This window comes from Streptomyces sp. NPDC001904, from assembly GCF_040297005.1.
Lineage (GTDB): Bacteria > Actinomycetota > Actinomycetes > Streptomycetales > Streptomycetaceae > Streptomyces.
The window spans coordinates 1-15,907 of the sequence record NZ_JBEOYI010000034.1 but is presented as its reverse complement, the minus strand read 5'-3'; the positions used below and the strand labels follow the sequence as shown (position 1 = coordinate 15,907).

Here is a 15,907-nt window from a genome sequence, read left to right as displayed (position 1 = left end):
CCCCACGATCACAGCGGTTCGCATGCGCCCCCTGCCGCCCGGCAGCCCCCCGCGCCACGCTCGAAGGGCTCACATCGGCCCGCGCTCACGGGAGTCACCGTGCACCAGCACCGCATGCACCTCGCCCTCGGCGACCACTCGGCCCGGCACATCCGCCGGATCGTCCGCGCCTACCTGCACCGGTGGGCGCTGACCGAACTGACGGACACGGCCGAGCTGGCGGTGACCGAACTCCTGGCGAACGTGGTCCGGCACGTGCCGGGACGGTTCTGCTCGGTACTGATCCTGCGCGTGGAGAACGGCCTCCGGGTGGAGGTGACGGACCCGGACCCGCGCCTCCCGGAGGTCCAGCAGGCCGGTCAACTGGCCGAGCACGGAAGGGGATTGATGCTCGTGGAGGCCCTGACGGACCGCTGGGGCACGACCCCGAGCCCGCCGGGCAAGACGGTCTGGTTCGAGTGCGACGCAAAGAACCGGGACGGCGCCGCCCCGGCCCCCGTCAGGGGCTAGGGCGGGACGGCGGCGCCCCGGCCCGCCACTCGATCGGTCGCCAGCGGATGCCCCGGCCCGGCGCGCTGGGCAGAGTGGCCGCATGGCCGCCCCCTCGCCCCCGTACGGCACCGTCCCGCCGACCCCCGGTGCCGAGCCCCTGCCCGAGCTCGACGTGCCGCCGCCCGGCCGGCAGCACCGGCTGACGGTGTTCCTGCGGCTGCTGCTCCTGCTGCCGCACGTGATCGTGCTCGCGGTGCTGTCCGTCGTCACGTTCTTCGTGGTGGTGGCCGCCTGGTGCGCGACGCTGGTGCTCGGGCGGGTGCCGGATCCGCTGTGGCGGTGGCTCGCGGGATACGTCGGCTACGAGACACGGTTCGACGCGTCGGCGATGCTGCTGACCGACCGCTACCCGCCGTTCCAGGTGCTCGGGGAGCCCGCCGGCTACCCGGTGCGGGTGCTGCTGCGCGCCACTCCGCTGAACCGGCTCGCGGTCTTCTTCCGGCTGATCCTGGTGATCCCGGCGGCGATCGTGACGTCCCTGTCGGTGGCCGGATGGTGGGCGCTGGCGGTGGTGACGTGGCTGATCGTGCTGATCCTCGGGCGGATGCCGCAGCCGCTGTTCGAGGCGACGGCGGCCGTGCTGCGCTACCGGATGCGGGTCTCGGCGTACCTGCTGCTGCTGACGTCCGCGTACCCGAAGCGGCTCTTCGGCGACCAGTCGTCGGCGGACGCCGCCATCGGGGTCGTGCGCGGCCCGTCGGCGACCCGGCCGCTGATGATGAGCACGTCCGGGCAGGTCCTCGTCGTGGTGTTCCTGCTGCTGGGCCTGCTGAGCGGGGGCGGGAACGCGGTGACGCGCGACGGCGACTCCGGCACCGACTCGGCACCGGCGGGCATCTCCTCCCGCACCTGACGGCGTGTACACCCCGGCTCGCGGCGGCCGCGCTGCCACAGTGACCACGAATGACCCCCTTACCCCACTACATCGGTCTTGCCGGTAAGGCACCGATCCGGGAGCTTTCGTGGCACACGTACACGTGATCCTCAACCAGAAGGGCGGCGTCGGAAAGTCCACGCTCGCCGTGAACCTCGCCGCCGTGACGGCCGACGTCCTCGGAGGCCCCCTCGGCGGTGAGGAACAGCCGCCCGTCGTCGCCGTCTCCATCGACCCGCAGGGCTCCGCCGTGTGGTGGTCCGAGCGCGTCGGCGACGGTCTCCCCTTCGACTTCGTCCAGGCCCACGACGACCTCGCGGGCCTGGCCGCCCTGTCCCGCATCCCCTCCGCACAGCACGTCTTCGTCGACACCCCGGGCTGGCTCGACCTCGCCGAGGGCGACGGCGCCGACCCGCTCGGCAAGGGCGCGGCGGCCGACGCCCTGCGCGCGGTGCTCTCCAACGCCACCGACGTCATCGTCCCCGTCGAGCCCGAGCCGCTCGGCTTCCAGCCCACCCAGCGCACGATCGAGAAGGTCGTGAAGCCGCGCGGGCTGCCGTTCCGCGTCGTCATCAACAACTGGGACCCGCGCGACGGCAAGGCCGACCTGGAGCAGACCCGCGCCTTCGTCGAGGGCCAGGGCTGGCCGCTCGCCCGCACCGTCGTCCGCCACTACAAGCTGCACACCCGGGCCAGCGCGGACGGCCTCGTCGTCACCCAGTACGGCGCCAACAAGGTCGCTCTCCAGGCCCGCGAGGACTTCTTCCGCCTCGCCCTGGAAGTGGGCCTCGCGGCCATCCCGAAGCCCGCCCGCCGCAAGAAGACCGCCCGTACGGCGAAGAAGAAGGTGACCGCCTGATGGGGCGCAGGACCGATCTGTCGTCCCTGCTGGCGTCGGAGAAGGGCAGCGCCGCCACGGCCACCGCGGAGCGGAAGCGGCCCGACACCAAGCCACTGACGGTCTCCGTGGGCGATCTCGCCGAGAACCCCGACAACCCGCGCCACGAGCTGCGTGACCTGGAAGGACTCGCCGAGACGGTCCGCGAGCGCGGGGTCCTCCAGGCACTGGGCGTCGTCCCGGCCGCCGTCTTCCTCGCCGCCCACCCGCACCACCAGGAGGCCGTCGGACCGGCCCCGTACGTGGTCCTGCACGGGCACCGGCGTCTCGCCGCCGCCAAGCTGGCGGGCCTGGACGAGGTGCCCGTCCTGGTCCGCGACGACGCCACCCGCTCCGACGAGGACGCGCTCATCGAGAACGTCCAGCGCGACGACCTCACCGAGCTGGAGCAGGCCCAGGCGATCCAGGGCCTGATCACCGCGTACGGCTACTCGCAGCGGCAGGTCGCCGCCCGCATCGGCAAGACCCAGGGGTTCATCTCGCAGCGGCTGTCCCTGATGAAGCTGCGCGAGGACCTTCAGGAGGCGCTGGCCGACGGCCGGGTGTCGGTCGAGGACGCCCGGCGCATCGCCCGGCTCCCCCGCGACGAGCAGCAGCTGCCCGGACCGGTCACCGGGGCGACCGTCCCCGCCGCCCGTCAGGAGAAGCGCGAGCGCCGAAAGAACGATTACGGCGTAATCGAGCTCGACAGCCGCTCGACGCCCGACGAGATCGTGGAGGCCCTGCGCCGCCACCTGGCCCCGGCCGCCCTCGACCGCGTCGTGGAGCTGCTGCGCCGGTAGCCGCCGACGGTCCCTTACCGTTGGCCCGTGCTCGAAGTGCCGTCCCCGTCCGTGACCCACGCGCCCCCGCCCGCCGAGGCCGTCGCCCCGCTGATGCGCGGCCTCGACGTCCTGCGGCGCCTCACGGACGCGGACGGCACCCTGGCCCTCGCCGAACTGGCCCGGGCCACCGGCCTCGCCCGCTCCACGGTGGACCGGATCTGCGCGACCCTCGCCCACCTCGGGTACCTGCGCCTCGACGGCCGGGACGCCTCCCTCGCCCCGCCGCTCATGGCGATCCCCAACGCCTGCCTCGACGCGCTGCGGGTGCCTCGGCTGCTCGGCCCGCTCGCCGACGGGCTCGCCGACCGGCTCGACGAGTCCGTCTCGATCGCCGTGCCGGACGGCGACGACATCCGCTTCGTCCACCAGGTGCTGCGCCGGCGCGCGCTGTCGATCAGCTTCCGGGTGGGGGATCTGCTGCCCGGGGAGGGCTCGGCGCCGGGGATCGTGTTCCGGCGGGGCGTCGGCCTCGCCGTGGACGACCAGCTCGTCGAGCGCGGGCTGATCGCGGTGGCCATGCCCGTGCGGGGGCCCTCCGGGGAGGTCGTGTGTGCCGTGAGCGTCGTCAGCCACACGAGTCGGCACTCCGCGGATTCCCTGCCGGGGGCGGTGCGGGAGGGGCTGTCGGGCTGTGTGCGGGGCATGGAAGAGGTGCTCCGGGATGATGCCGCTGTCTCGGGGCTCCGCCCCGGGCCCCGCTCCTCTAGCGCCGGAGGGGCTGGATTCGTCCACGCGCTGGCTCGTGGGCTCTCCGTCCTCACCGTGTTCAGTGGTGAGCGGCCCGCGCTGACGCTCTCCCAGGTCGCCGAGGCCACCGGGCTCTCCCGGGCCACCGCCCGCCGCGCCCTCATCACCTACGAGTACCTGGGTTACGTACGGCAGGACGGCCGCCTCCACCGGCTCACCCCCCGCGTGCTCGGTCTGGGCTGTGCGCCGCTGTCCCGGACGACGCTGCCGCGGATCGCGGAGCCGCACCTCGCCGCACTGTCGGACGCGCTCGGTGAGTCGGTCGGCCTCTCGGTGTCCGACGGTGAGTGGGTGCGGTGCACCGCACGGGTCGCGCCGCGCCGGGTGATGAGCGTCGACATCGGCGTCGGCAGCAGGCTGCCCGCCGGGGCCACCGCCGCCGGTCACGTGCTGGCGGCCGGGTCCGGGGAGTCCGCCGAGATCGCGACCGACGGGCCCGAGGACGGGCTCTGGTCGGTGGCCGTGCCGGTGCGCGGGCGGGACGGACACGTCGTCTCCGCGCTCGACGTCACCGCCCACCGGGGCCGCGGCGAGCGCGCCGCCTGGGCGGAGGCACTGCGCGCGACGGCCGCCCGGATCGAGGCGGAGCTGCGGGTCACCTCACGGTTCGTGACCGTCCCCCGCCACTGACGTCACGAGACGCGGGTCTCAGGAGCGTACGGACCTTCGGCCCTACCCGCGCCGATTAAGTCCCAGGACCCTTTACACGTATGCCTTTCTCCGGCTCCAGCAGCTTCACCTCGCCCACCCGTGCGGCACGGACGACCGTGCGCCCCACGGGCCGCTGGCGTGCCGCGCTGCTGGTCTCGCTGGTGTCGGTCGTCAGCATCGTCTCGCTCGGCCTCGCCACCCCGGCCGACTTCCGGACCCGGGCGCTGCTCGGCCTGGTGCCGATCGCCGTGGCGGTCCTGACCTCGGTCATGACGACCGCCGTCGTCACCGGCGTGATGCTCGCCCTCTACATCGTGCTCCAGCTCGTCGACCCCACCCCGTCCGGCGGCTGGGCCGTGGTCGGCCCGCTGCTCATCGGCACCGGCGGGCTGCTCGGCGTACTGATCGCCCGCCGCCGCGAGGAGCAGCAGGCCCGCATCCAGGCCGTCGTCGACATCGCCGAGGCGACCCAGCGGGCCGTGATGCGCGCCCTGCCCGACCACGTCGGCGATCTGCACATCGCCGACTTCTACCAGCCGGCCACCCGCGCGGCCCGGGTCGGCGGCGACTGGTACGACTTCCAGCCCTCCCCGCACGGCGTGCGCGCCGTCCTCGGCGACGTCAGCGGCAAGGGGCTTCCGGCCGTGTCCGCGTCGGCGTCGCTGCTCGGCGCGTTCCGCGAGGCCGGGTACCACGAGGCCGACGTGCGCGAGGTGGCCCGCCGCCTGGAGATCGCCATGCAGCGCTACAGCGCGTGGGCCCGGGTGATGGGCGAGGAGGAGCTGCCGGACGCGTTCTCCACGGCGCTGCTGCTGCACTTCCCGCCCGGCCTCGACGCCGTGGACATCGTGAACTTCGGGCACGAGCCGCCCCTGGTCGTCGGCGCCGACGGCAGCGTCCACACCCCCGACGTGCCGTCCGGCGTACCGCTCGGCATGGGGGCGCTCGGCGCGGAGCTGCCCGGGCCGGTGCGGCTGCCGTTCCGCCCCGGCGACACGCTCGTGCTGTTCACCGACGGCGTCACCGAGTGCCGGGACGACAACGGCGCCTTCTACCCCGTACGGGACCGGCTGCCGGGCCTCGCCGAGCGGCTGCCCGAGGACGCGCCGCCCGGCGAACTGCTCCGGCGCATCGCCTTCGACCTGCACGGACACCGGCACGGGCCGCCCAGCGACGACACCGCGATCACCGTCATCCGGCGGACGGCGGGACGCGTGGCGCCGTATGCGACGTCCTCGGACGCGGTGCTGTACGAGCCCGCCGACGGCACGGCCCTGTACACGCAGGACGCGCAGGACGCTCAGGACATTCAGGACGCTGAGGAGCCTCAGTACGCGACGGACATGCGCGAGCGCGCGTGCCCGTCCCGCTCGACCTCGTCGACGAAGGCGATCGCGTAGTCCTCGGCGCTGATCCGGCTGTTGCCGTCGGCGTCCGCCATCAGCCGGTCGCCGCCGATCCGGAAGTCGCCCGTGCGCTCCCCCGGCGCGATCTCCGCCGCCGGGGAGATGTACGTCCAGTCCAGGTCCTCGACCGTGCGCAGGAACGCCAGGACGTCCCGGTGGGCCAGCGCCTCACCGAGGAAAGCGTCCGGGAAGCCCGGCTGGTCCGCCAGGGCGTGGCCGGGAGCCACCTCCAGGCTGCCGGCGCCGCCGACCACGACGAGACGCCCCACACCCGCCCTGCGCGCCCCGGCGACCAGCGTCTCGTTCACGCGGAGGAACGGCGCCCTCGGGTCGCTGCCGTCACGCGGCGGCGCCACCGCGGAGGCCACCACGTCATGCCCGGCGATCACCTCCGCCGTCCGCTCCAGGTCGGTCAGATCCGCCGCGGCGGCCGTCACGCCCGCCACGGGGGAGTCGCCGGAGCGGCTGATGGCCGTGACCCGGTGGCCGCGCTCCACGGCCTCGGCGGCGATGCGGCTGCCGACCATGCCGGTGGCTCCGAACAGCACGATGTTGAGGGACATGATCACAGCGAAGCACGACGCCCGGTGCCGCGCATGTTGCGGAACGTACGCCATCAGAGGTCAATGGAGAGCGGGGGAACCCTTCGTATCCGCTTCGTATCCGCGGAAAGGAGCCCCTCATGGCTCAGCATGCGGCCCCGGCGCCCCGGCGCGCCTCCTCCGGCCTCTCCCTCGGCAGTGCCGCCGTCGCGGTCCCGGTGATCACCGGTGTCCTCTACGGCTTCTGGGCGGCGAACATCGAGCGCTTCGGGCAGGGCGTGACCGGCGGCAACGTCGCGCTCGGCTTCGTCACCGGCATCATCGTCGCCGCCCTCTGCTTCGGCATCCACCAGTGGTCCCGGCAGCAGGCCGGACGCCATCTCGGGCTGCGGGCGGTGACCTGGGGCGCCTTCGCGGGCATCGCCGTCGGCTTCCTGCGCTCCCTCGGCTCCGGCCTGGTGCTCTGGCCGATCGTGCTCGGCCTCATCGTCGCGGCGGCCACCACCGCGATGACGTACTACCGCTACTACACGGCGGCCGACCCGGTGTGACCCGCGGGACGGCGCACGGGAGCGGGGAGGCCTTCCGGCCTCCCCGCTCCCGTCGTTCTTCCTAGTAGTTGGTGACCCCGAACTCCACGGTGTAGTCCGAGCGGAAGTAGAAGGTGCTCGGGCTGTTGTCGTGGCGCTGCTGGTGCTCGGGCGGGCAGGGCACCGACGTTCCCGAACAGCTGGGCGGGTTGGCACTGATGGACACATAGGCGGCACTCGCCCAGCCATGGGCTCCGGTGAACCAGTACCAGTCCGAGGTGCCGTGCACGGACGAACCGTGCGTCACGCACTCGATGCGGTCCTGGCTGCCCGGCGCCATCCGGTAGACGACGGACGCCGAAGTACTGGGCCCGGAACGGAGATTGAGATCCGTGGACGAGGCCACCGTGCCCCAGACGACGCTTCCGCCACCGCTGTTCGCACTGGCGGGAGCCGCCGCCGACACGGCGAGCACGCCACCCGTGAGCAGGGCGGACGCGACAAGGGCCATGGGCGTACGACGCATGATCGGCCTCCAAGCTCCCCACTCCAGGTAACACCCGTTCGGCCCAACGGACCACCGGAGCGGCCCCGGTCAGCTCGCGCCCCGCCGCGGCGGGCCCTTGCCTGGAACGGTGACCCGAACCCTCCTGTCGTCCGTGCTCCTCGTCCTCGCCTGTCTGCTCGTGCCCCTGGGCACCCTCTCGACCTGGGCGAAGTACGAGATCGGGGACAGCGACCGCTACGTCTCCGCGATGGCGCCGCTCGCCACCCAGCCGGACGTGCAGAACGCCGTCGCGGACGCGGTCACCGACGGGGTCACGAAGAACCTCGACGTGGGGCCCCTGCAGTCCACCGTCGAGGACTATCTGCACGACGCCGTCGTCTCGTTCACCGGCACCGCCGCCTTCCAGAAGGCGTGGAACACCGCCAACCGGGCCGCCCACGACGCCGTGCAGCAGGCCATCGACGACGACAGCGCGGGACCCGTCACCCTCGACCTCGCACCCGTCACCGAGCAGGTCAAGCGGCAGCTCCAGGACGAGAACGTGCCGTTCGCGTCCCAGCTGCCCGTCCCCCACACCGAGATCACCCTGCTGCCCGCCGACGACCTCGAATCGCTGCGCAAGGGGCTCCACATGCTGCAAGTCGCCGGTCTGTGGCTGCCGTTGGCGGCCGTCGTCTTCGCGGTGGCGGGCCTGGCCCTCGCCGTACGCCGCCGCCGGGCCGTCACCGCCACCGGGATCGGCATGGCGCTCGGCGCGGGCGCGCTGCTGCTCGCCCTCGTCATCGCCCGCGCGCTGACGCTCGGACACCTCTCCGACGGCTCCGACGAGGGGGCGGCCGGAGCGGTGTACGACGCGCTCACCGCGACCCTGCGCACGGCGTCCTGGGTGATCGTGGGCGTGGGGCTCGCCGTCGCGCTGGCCTCCTGGCTGACCGGACGGTGGGGGCGCTGGGGGACCGCGCGGCGCGGTGGGGTCACCCGTTCGGCTGCGCCCGGCATGCCGCCGGGGCGGCCCGGAGGGAGCCTTCCCATGACGCAGAAGGAGGGTGCCCCATGAGCCAGTCCACCCCCGGGCAGGAGCCCGGCCCCGCCTGGTCGGCCGACCACCGCACACCGCCGCCCGCCCCGTCCCCCGGGCCGGATTCCGGCAGCGGCTGGGCCACCGGCGGAATCATGTTCGCCGGAGTACTGATGCTCGTCAGCGGGATCCTCGGGATCCTCAACGGCATCGCAGGAATCGCCAAGGACGACGTCTACGGCCGCATCGGCGACTACACGTACTCCTTCAACCTCACCGCGTGGGGCTGGATCCACCTGATCATCGGCGTCCTCGTGGCGATCGTGGGCTGGGGGCTCCTCAAGGGCGCCGACTGGGCCCGCGGCGCGGGCATCGGCCTGGCCGCGCTGTACATCGTGGAGTACTTCATGTTCCTCCCGTACGCCCCGGTCTGGTCCCTGGTCTCCATCGGCATCGGCGTCTTCGTCATCTGGTCCCTGGCCACGGCCCCGGCCCGAACCCGGTAGAGCCCGCTCGCGCAGTTCCCCGCGCCCGGTGCATGCCCCAGGGGCGCGGGGAACCGCGCGAGAAGCGGCCACCGGGCCGAGGACGAACGGCAACCCGGCGAACCCGGCAATCGACCCCCGCCGCACATAATGAACGGCATGCCACCCCGCATCACCCCGCCCGACTGGCTGGTCAGAACCTTGCGACCGCAGCGGGCCCCCGTCCCCTGGCCCGCCGTGGCACGGGCCTCCGTGGCACTGGCCCTCCCCCTCGCGGTGGGCCTCGCCACGCACCACGTCGCCTACGGCGCCCTCGCCGCGATGGGCGCCCTCTCCGGAGTCATCGGAGACACCGCGGACGCCTACCGCATGCGGATCCTCAACATCGCCGTACCGCAGTTGTTCGGCGCGGTCGGGGTCACGCTCGGATCAGCCGTGTTCGGCCAGGGCTGGCTCGCGGTCGCCGTCGTCACCGCCGTCGCCCTCGTCTCCGGCATGATCTCCACGATCGGCGCCGTCGCCTCCGTCTCCGGACTGCTGCTGCTCCTGAACTGCGTGGTCGGCGCCGGCCTGCCGATGCCCGGCGCCTGGTGGCTGGCGCCGCTGCTGATGACCGGCGGCGGCCTGCTGGTCCTGCTGCTCGCCCTGCTGGCCTGGCCCCTGCGGGCAGGCGCCCCGGAGAGAGCCGCCGTCGCGGCGACGTACCGCAGCGTCGCCAACCTCCTGGAGGCCGCCGCCACCGACGACCTCGCCTACGCCGAGACCCGCATCGCCGTCACCCAGTCCCTGAACCAGTCCTACGACCTGGTCCTCGCCCGCCGCGCCCTCTCGCACGGCCGCAACCCCGAACTCGTACGCCTGATGAGCGAGTTGAACGCGGTCACGCCCGTCGTGGAGGCCGCGCCCGCCGCCCACCAGTGCGGAATCCCGCTGTCGCCGTCCGTGCCCGCCGCCGTACGGCACCTCGCCGACACCATCGCCGCGGGCCGCCCGGAGGACGTCGGCCCCCTCGGCCTGCCCGAGCCGGACGGCCCGGCCTCGCGCGCCGTCGACCACGCGCTGCGGCACGCCGCCGAGGTCGCCTCCCGGCGCGGCGAGGCCGACTTCACGTACGTCACCGACGACGGGACCGACAACGACGACCGCCTCGGCCGCCCGGCCGCGCTCCGCGTCCGGGCCCGCCGCGCGACCCGCAACGTCCTGCTCTCCGCGACCTCCTGGCGCTACGGGCTGCGCCTCGCGCTCTGCATCGGCCTCGCCCAGGCGCTGGTGTCGATCGTGCCGGTGCCGCGTTCGTACTGGGTGGCGCTGACCATCACCTTCGTGATGAAGCCGGACTTCGGGTCGGTGTTCTCGCGGGCCGTGCTGCGCGCCCTCGGCACCGCGGCGGGCCTGGTCCTGGCCGCGGCCGTGCTCTCCCAGGTGCCGCTGGGCTGGTGGGACGTGCCGGTGATGATGCTGCTGGCCCCGCTGATCCCCGCGCTCACCCCGCGCGGCTACGGCTTCCAGACCGCCGCCATCACCCCGGTGATCCTGCTGCTCTCCGACATCCTCAACCACCAGGGCACGGCGCTGCTCTGGCCCCGGCTGCTCGACAGCCTGATGGGCTGCGCCATCGCGCTCGTCGCGGGCTATCTGCTGTGGCCGGAGAGCTGGCACACCCGGATCGGCGACCGGCTCGCCGACGCCGTCGCGGACGCGGCGGACTACGTGGAGTGCGCGTTCGGCCCCGCGGACGCCGCCGAACCGGCCGTACGGGCCCGGATGCGGCGCCGGCTCTACCGGGACCTGTCGGTGGTCCGCGCCGAGTTCCAGCGGGCGCTCACCGAACCGCCGCCGACAGGGAGGCGGGCGACGGCCTGGTGGCCGCTGGTCGTCGCCGTGGAGCGCATCGTGGACGCGACGACCGCGGCGCGGGTCCGCGTCCGGCACGGCTTCCCGCCGCCGTCCCCGACGGAGGTGACCCATGTGGTCGGCCAGCTACGGGAGTTGGCACAGGGGCTGCGCAGTTCGGTGGTGCTGTGGGAGGTGCGGGCCGACTTCGGCGCGACCGGAGCGCAGGACAGCGTCCTGGAACACCTGCGCCAGGAGGTGGCGGCCGCCCGGGCCATCGGCGTCGCCGAAGGGCCCTGACGCCGGTCAGCCCGCCGCCGCCCGCTCGGCCGCGCTGCGCAGCACACAGAACTCGTTGCCCTCGGGATCGGCCAGCACCACCCAGCCCGAACCGTCCGGCTGCCGGTGATCGGCGCGGAAGACCGCCCCGAGTCCGGTCAGCCGCTCCACCTCCTGCTCCCGCGAGGTCTCCGGCCGCAGACACAGGTGGATCCGGTTCTTGCCCGCCTTCTTCTCGGGCACCTGGTTGAAATAGAGCGCGGGCCCGCCGGGCATCAGCACCTGCGTCTCGCGGGCGCCGGGCCCGTCCTCCGGGTCCAGCGGGCTGCCGGTGGCCGCGCTCCAGAACCGGGCCAGTTCATAGGCGTCCGCACAGTCGATCGCGACGTTCTGCACCACTGAGACCATGCCCGCGAGCATCCCCGACCGGGACGCCGAACGCCACCGGCGCCGGGATCAGGGCCGAAGGTCCCGGCCGCCCCGTGACCTTGGCCCGGGACCACCGGCCTGGTCCTTCGTCCGGTTCGGCGGCACCGGGCGCGGCTGTTACACAACGTACGGGTGACCCACACGAAGCCGCGCGCACCGCGTCCTACGTTCGACAACGCAGCCCCGCACACCACCGCCCGACCGACCGACGGAGACCGATCTCCATGCGCGCGAACCGCCCCGTCCTCCGCACCGCCACCCTCACCGCCGGCGCCCTCGTCGCCCTGGCCGTCCCCGTGACGACCGCCTCCGCGAACGCGGCACCGGCGCGGGCCGACAACGTCCACTCCCGCGCGGCCGGTTACGCCACCGCGCGGCCCGCGGCGGCCCCGGCGGACTCCAGCGGGGGACTCCTGATCGCCGCCGGTGCGGGTGTCGCCGCGACCGGGGCGGCGAGTCTGGCTTTCGCGCTGTACCGCCGCGACGACCACCGCTGAATCCCGAACCGGGCCCGCCCGGAACCGAGTTGGCCGCGGTACGGCAACCGCGGAACCGCAGATCGCCGGTGATGCGGCGAGGTCGATCGGCTCGCCCCTGCCCAAGATCCCCGTCGGCGGCGGCTAACCTTACGTGTCCGCCCTGGCCAGGGGTTCCAGGGGCGCCGGGACCAACTCGACCAATTCATGCGGAAGGTTGCGCACATGGGCATTCTGGATCTGCTGCGGAACGCGTTCGGGCGGTCCCGCAAGAAGGACGAGACCGCGGCAGCGTCGCCGGAACCGGAGGCCGCGCCGGCCTCCGCCGCCGCCCCCGCGCCGTCCGAGGAGACATCGGCCAGGGTCCCCGCCCCGAAGAAGGCCGGCGCGGCCGACGACCTCGTCGCCGCCGCGTTCGACAACGTGACCGTGCCGAAGCCGGCGGCCCCGGTGGGCGACGAACGCATCGCCTCCGACACGACGGCCCCGGCCGCCGAGGTCCCGCCCCAGGCCACGCCGGAGACACGCACCGAGGCCCCGGCCGACACGACGACCGGGGCCGAGCCGGTCGCCGGGACTCCGGCTGCGGTCGAGCCGGTCGCCGAGGCCCCCGCCGTGGTCGAGCCGGTCGCTGAGATCCCGGCCGAGACCGAGCCGGTCGCCGAGGCACCGGCCGAGGTCGAGCCCGTCGCCGAGACACCTGCTGTGGTCGAGCCGGTCGCCGAGACACCTGCTGTGGTCGAGCCGGTCGCCGAGATCCCGGCCGAGACCGAGCCGGTCGCTGAGACCCCCGCTGTGGTCGAGCCCGTCGCCGAGGCCGAGCCCGTCGCTGAGACCCCCGCTGCGGTCGAGCCCGTCGCCGAGGCCCCCGCCGAGGTCGAGCCCGTCGCCGAGGCCCCCGCTGTGGTCGAGCCGGTCGCCGAGGCTGAGCCGGTCGCCGAGGCACCGGTCGAGGCCGAGCCCGCTGCCGAGACCCCGGTCGCGCCCCAGCCCGAGCCCGCCGCCGAAACCCCGGCCACCGCGGAACCGGAGACCGTCGCGGCGGCGCCCGTAGCCAAGCCCGTCACCAGGACGCGGGCCGCCAAGGCGAAGCCCGCCGTCGCCAAGCCCAAGCCCAAGGCCGAGCCTGTCGCCATCGAGGCGCAGCCGGCCCCGGTGGCCGAGGGCAAGCCCGAACCCGTCGCGGCCCCGGCCCACTCCGCCGCCCGCGTCAGGACCCGCGCCCCGGGCCTCGCCGCCGCCTACAAGGCCGCCGGTGCCGCCCTGAAGAAGCGCGGGCTCGCCGGAACCCGGGCCACGGTCTACCTGGTGCTCGACCGGTCCGGGTCCATGCGCCCGTACTACAAGGACGGCTCGGCGGCGGCGCTCGCCGAGCAGACCCTCGCGCTCGCCGCACACCTGGACGAGCGGGAGACCCCGACCGTCCACACGGTGTTCTTCTCCACGGACATCGACGCCACCGGTGACCTCACGCTCGACGCGGCCGGCCACGAGGGCAAGGTCGACGCGTGGCACGGGGCGGCGGGCCGGATGGGCCGCACCAGCTACCACCGCGCGATCGAGGAGGTCGTCGCCCACCACGAGAAGAGCGCGGATCCGACCGCGCCCGCCCTGGTGGTCTTCCAGGTCGACGGCCCGCCGGACGTGCAGCGCCCGACGAACGAGGCCCTGGCGAAGGCGGCGAGCCACCCGCTGCACTTCCAGTTCGTGGCGTTCGGCGACCCGGAGTCCAAGAGCTTCGACTACCTGCGCAAACTGAAGGCCGCCAACGCCGGCTGGTTCCACGCGGGACGGTCCCCGCTGGAGCTGACCGACGCCGAGCTGTACGCGGGCCTGCTGGCCGGCTGGCGCCCGTAGGCGCCGCGCACCACCGCCCGGGCCGTCCGCGCAGTAAAACACCGCGCGGGCGGCCCACCCATGTCGGCTACGATTTTTAGATTCCGACGGCGAAGGACCGCGACGAAGGTCCCCGCCCCACGTCACAACCCGGGAGCAGCCCTCGATGGCTCGACACCTCATCACCAGCGCCCTTCCGTACATCAACGGGATCAAGCACCTGGGCAACATGGTGGGGTCCATGCTCCCGGCCGATGTGTACGCCCGTTACCTGCGCCAGCGCGGCCACGACGTGCTCTACATCTGCGCGACGGACGAGCACGGCACCCCGGCCGAGCTGGCCGCCAAGGAGCGGGGCATCCCGGTCGCGGACTTCTGCGCGCAGGCGCACGACGCGCAGAAGGCCGTCTACGACGGGTTCGCGCTCGCCTTTGACCACTTCGGGCGGTCCTCCTCCCCGCAGAACGCGGAGATCACCCAGCACTTCGCCCGCAAGCTGAACGAGAACGGGTTCATCGAGGAGCGCGCGATCCGGCAGGTGTACTCGCCCGCCGACGGCCGCTTCCTCCCGGACCGCTACGTCGAGGGCACCTGCCCGCACTGCGGCTACGACAAGGCCCGCGGCGACCAGTGCGAGAACTGCACGCGCGTCCTGGACCCCACCGACCTCATCGACCCGCGTTCCGCCATCTCCGGCTCCACCGAGCTGGAGATCCGCGAGACCAAGCACCTCTTCCTCCTCCAGTCGAAGCTGCAGGGCGAGGTCGAGGCGTGGATCGACGAGGTCGCCGGCGAGTGGCCTCACCTGGCGTCCTCCATCGCCCGCAAGTGGCTGACCGAGGGCCTGAACGACCGCGCCATCACGCGCGACCTGGACTGGGGCGTGCCCGTTCCGGCGGACACCTGGCCGGAGCTGGCGGCCGAGGGCAAGGTCTTCTACGTGTGGTTCGACGCTCCGATCGAGTACATCGGATCGACGAAGGAGTGGGCGGACCAGGCCCCGGCCGGTGAGACGCGCGACTGGAAGTCGTGGTGGTACGAGCCGGAGGGCGCCGCCGACGTCCGCTACACGGAGTTCATGGCGAAGGACAACGTCCCGTTCCACTCCGTGATGTTCCCGGCGACGGAGATGGGTGTCCGTGAGCCCTGGAAGAAGGTCGACTACCTCAAGGCCTTCAACTGGCTGACGTACTACGGCGGCAAGTTCTCCACGAGCCAGAAGCGCGGAGTCTTCACGGACCAGGCGCTGGACATCCTGCCCGCCGACTACTGGCGCTACTTCCTCATCGCCAACGCCCCGGAGTCGGACGACTCGTCCTTCACCTGGGAGCACTTCACGGCGACGGTGAACAAGGACCTCGCCGACACCCTCGGCAACTTCGTCAACCGCGTCCTGTCCTTCTCCCGCAAGCGCTTCGGCGACGACGTCCCGGCGGGCGGCGAGCCCGGCGAGGCGGAGGCGAACCTGGGCGCGGAGATCTCCCGCCTGCTCGCCGAGTACGAGGAGCAGATGGAGGCCCTCCAGTTCCGCAAGGCCGCGGCGGCCCTGCGCGCGCTGTGGTCGGCGGGCAACTCCTACCTGGAGGAGAAGGCCCCCTGGCTCGAGATCAAGACGAACCCGGAGGGGGCCGCCCTGACCCTCCGTACCGCGATGAACCTCATCCACCTCTACTCGGTGGTCTCCGAGCCGTTCATCCCCGCGTCGGCGGCCGCGATGCGCGCCGCGTTCGCGCTGCCCGGTGACGACGCCACGTGGGTCAGCGGCGAGCAGGCCACGGCCCTGACGACGGTCCCGGCGGGCACCGCCTTCACCGTCCCGCCGGTCCTCTTCGCGAAGATCACGGACGAGGACCTGGCGTCGTACAAGGAGCGCTTCGGCGGCGAGCCCGCCGCGTAGGACAGTCGTCACGAGAGGCGGGGGGGGGGCCCTCGAGGGGGCGGCCGGCCCCGCCCTGGCGGGCCCCGCGGCCCGGCCCCCCCCCGGACCGGCCGGGGGGGGGACCCAGCCCCGCGCCGGGC

Annotated in this window: 16 protein-coding genes; 13 read left to right on the top strand and 3 right to left on the bottom strand. The window is 73.5% G+C overall.

The window, feature by feature from the left end; genetic code table 11:
* Nucleotides 1-99: 99 nt before the first annotated feature.
* The 6 genes from ABT127_RS35000 (at nt 100) to ABT127_RS34975 (ending at nt 5,946) form a co-directional block, all read left to right on the top strand.
* Nucleotides 100-510, top strand: a complete 411-nt coding sequence (locus tag ABT127_RS35000; protein ID WP_351459201.1) for an ATP-binding protein — start codon at nt 100-102, stop codon at nt 508-510.
* A gap of 82 nt (nt 511-592) precedes the next feature.
* Nucleotides 593-1,405 (top strand): DUF4389 domain-containing protein, encoded by an 813-nt coding sequence (locus ABT127_RS34995; RefSeq protein WP_351459198.1) that lies wholly within the window; start codon nt 593-595, stop codon nt 1,403-1,405.
* Between the two features lie 109 nt (nt 1,406-1,514).
* Complete coding sequence (locus ABT127_RS34990) at nt 1,515-2,285, top strand: nucleotide-binding protein (protein WP_351459195.1); 771 nt, start codon at nt 1,515-1,517, stop codon at nt 2,283-2,285.
* Nucleotides 2,285-3,106, top strand: coding sequence for a ParB/RepB/Spo0J family partition protein (locus ABT127_RS34985; protein WP_351459193.1), 822 nt, complete (start codon nt 2,285-2,287; stop codon nt 3,104-3,106). Before ABT127_RS34990 ends, ABT127_RS34985 begins: the two co-directional genes overlap by 1 nt.
* Nucleotides 3,107-3,133: 27 nt before the next feature.
* Nucleotides 3,134-4,525, top strand: a complete 1,392-nt coding sequence (locus ABT127_RS34980; RefSeq protein WP_351459190.1) for a helix-turn-helix domain-containing protein — start codon at nt 3,134-3,136, stop codon at nt 4,523-4,525.
* An 80-nt stretch (nt 4,526-4,605) separates the two neighbouring features.
* Complete coding sequence (locus ABT127_RS34975) at nt 4,606-5,946, top strand: PP2C family protein-serine/threonine phosphatase (RefSeq protein WP_351459188.1); 1,341 nt, start codon at nt 4,606-4,608, stop codon at nt 5,944-5,946.
* On the opposite strand, the gene ABT127_RS34970 is transcribed toward ABT127_RS34975, so the two are convergent.
* Nucleotides 5,874-6,515: an NAD(P)-dependent oxidoreductase gene (locus ABT127_RS34970; RefSeq protein WP_351459185.1), complete on the bottom strand. Its 642-nt coding sequence runs from the start codon at nt 6,513-6,515 to the stop codon at nt 5,874-5,876. The genes ABT127_RS34975 and ABT127_RS34970 overlap by 73 nt on opposite strands.
* A gap of 119 nt (nt 6,516-6,634) precedes the next feature.
* Between ABT127_RS34970 and ABT127_RS34965 the strand changes: the two genes are divergently transcribed.
* Complete coding sequence (locus ABT127_RS34965) at nt 6,635-7,045, top strand: hypothetical protein (RefSeq protein WP_351459183.1); 411 nt, start codon at nt 6,635-6,637, stop codon at nt 7,043-7,045.
* 61 nt (nt 7,046-7,106) lie between these two features.
* Here the strand turns inward: ABT127_RS34965 and ABT127_RS34960 are convergent, their stop codons facing one another.
* Nucleotides 7,107-7,550, bottom strand: coding sequence for an SH3 domain-containing protein (locus ABT127_RS34960; RefSeq protein ID WP_351459181.1), 444 nt, complete (start codon nt 7,548-7,550; stop codon nt 7,107-7,109).
* Between the two features lie 109 nt (nt 7,551-7,659).
* On the opposite strand from ABT127_RS34960, the gene ABT127_RS34955 reads away from it, so the two are divergent.
* The 3 genes from ABT127_RS34955 (at nt 7,660) to ABT127_RS34945 (ending at nt 11,168) form a co-directional block, all read left to right on the top strand.
* Nucleotides 7,660-8,589 (top strand): hypothetical protein, encoded by a 930-nt coding sequence (locus tag ABT127_RS34955; protein ID WP_351459178.1) that lies wholly within the window; start codon nt 7,660-7,662, stop codon nt 8,587-8,589.
* Entirely contained in the window at nt 8,586-9,056 is a 471-nt protein-coding gene (locus tag ABT127_RS34950) for a DUF7144 family membrane protein (RefSeq protein ID WP_351459175.1), read from the top strand. The genes ABT127_RS34955 and ABT127_RS34950 overlap by 4 nt, the downstream gene beginning before the upstream one ends.
* Nucleotides 9,057-9,194: 138 nt before the next feature.
* A complete protein-coding gene (locus tag ABT127_RS34945) occupies nt 9,195-11,168 on the top strand; it encodes an FUSC family protein (protein WP_351459172.1) in 1,974 nt (657 codons plus the stop codon).
* 6 nt (nt 11,169-11,174) lie between these two features.
* Here the strand turns inward: ABT127_RS34945 and ABT127_RS34940 are convergent, their stop codons facing one another.
* On the bottom strand, nt 11,175-11,555 hold the full coding sequence (locus ABT127_RS34940) for a VOC family protein (RefSeq protein ID WP_351459169.1): 381 nt from the start codon (nt 11,553-11,555) through the stop codon (nt 11,175-11,177).
* A gap of 245 nt (nt 11,556-11,800) precedes the next feature.
* On the opposite strand from ABT127_RS34940, the gene ABT127_RS34935 reads away from it, so the two are divergent.
* From ABT127_RS34935 to metG, 3 genes are all read left to right on the top strand, one after another.
* Nucleotides 11,801-12,073: a hypothetical protein gene (locus tag ABT127_RS34935; protein WP_351459168.1), complete on the top strand. Its 273-nt coding sequence runs from the start codon at nt 11,801-11,803 to the stop codon at nt 12,071-12,073.
* 204 nt (nt 12,074-12,277) lie between these two features.
* Complete coding sequence (locus ABT127_RS34930) at nt 12,278-13,909, top strand: VWA domain-containing protein (RefSeq protein ID WP_351459165.1); 1,632 nt, start codon at nt 12,278-12,280, stop codon at nt 13,907-13,909.
* Between the two features lie 145 nt (nt 13,910-14,054).
* A complete protein-coding gene (gene metG / locus ABT127_RS34925) occupies nt 14,055-15,785 on the top strand; it encodes a methionine--tRNA ligase (RefSeq protein ID WP_351459162.1) in 1,731 nt (576 codons plus the stop codon).
* Nucleotides 15,786-15,907 lie beyond the last annotated feature (122 nt).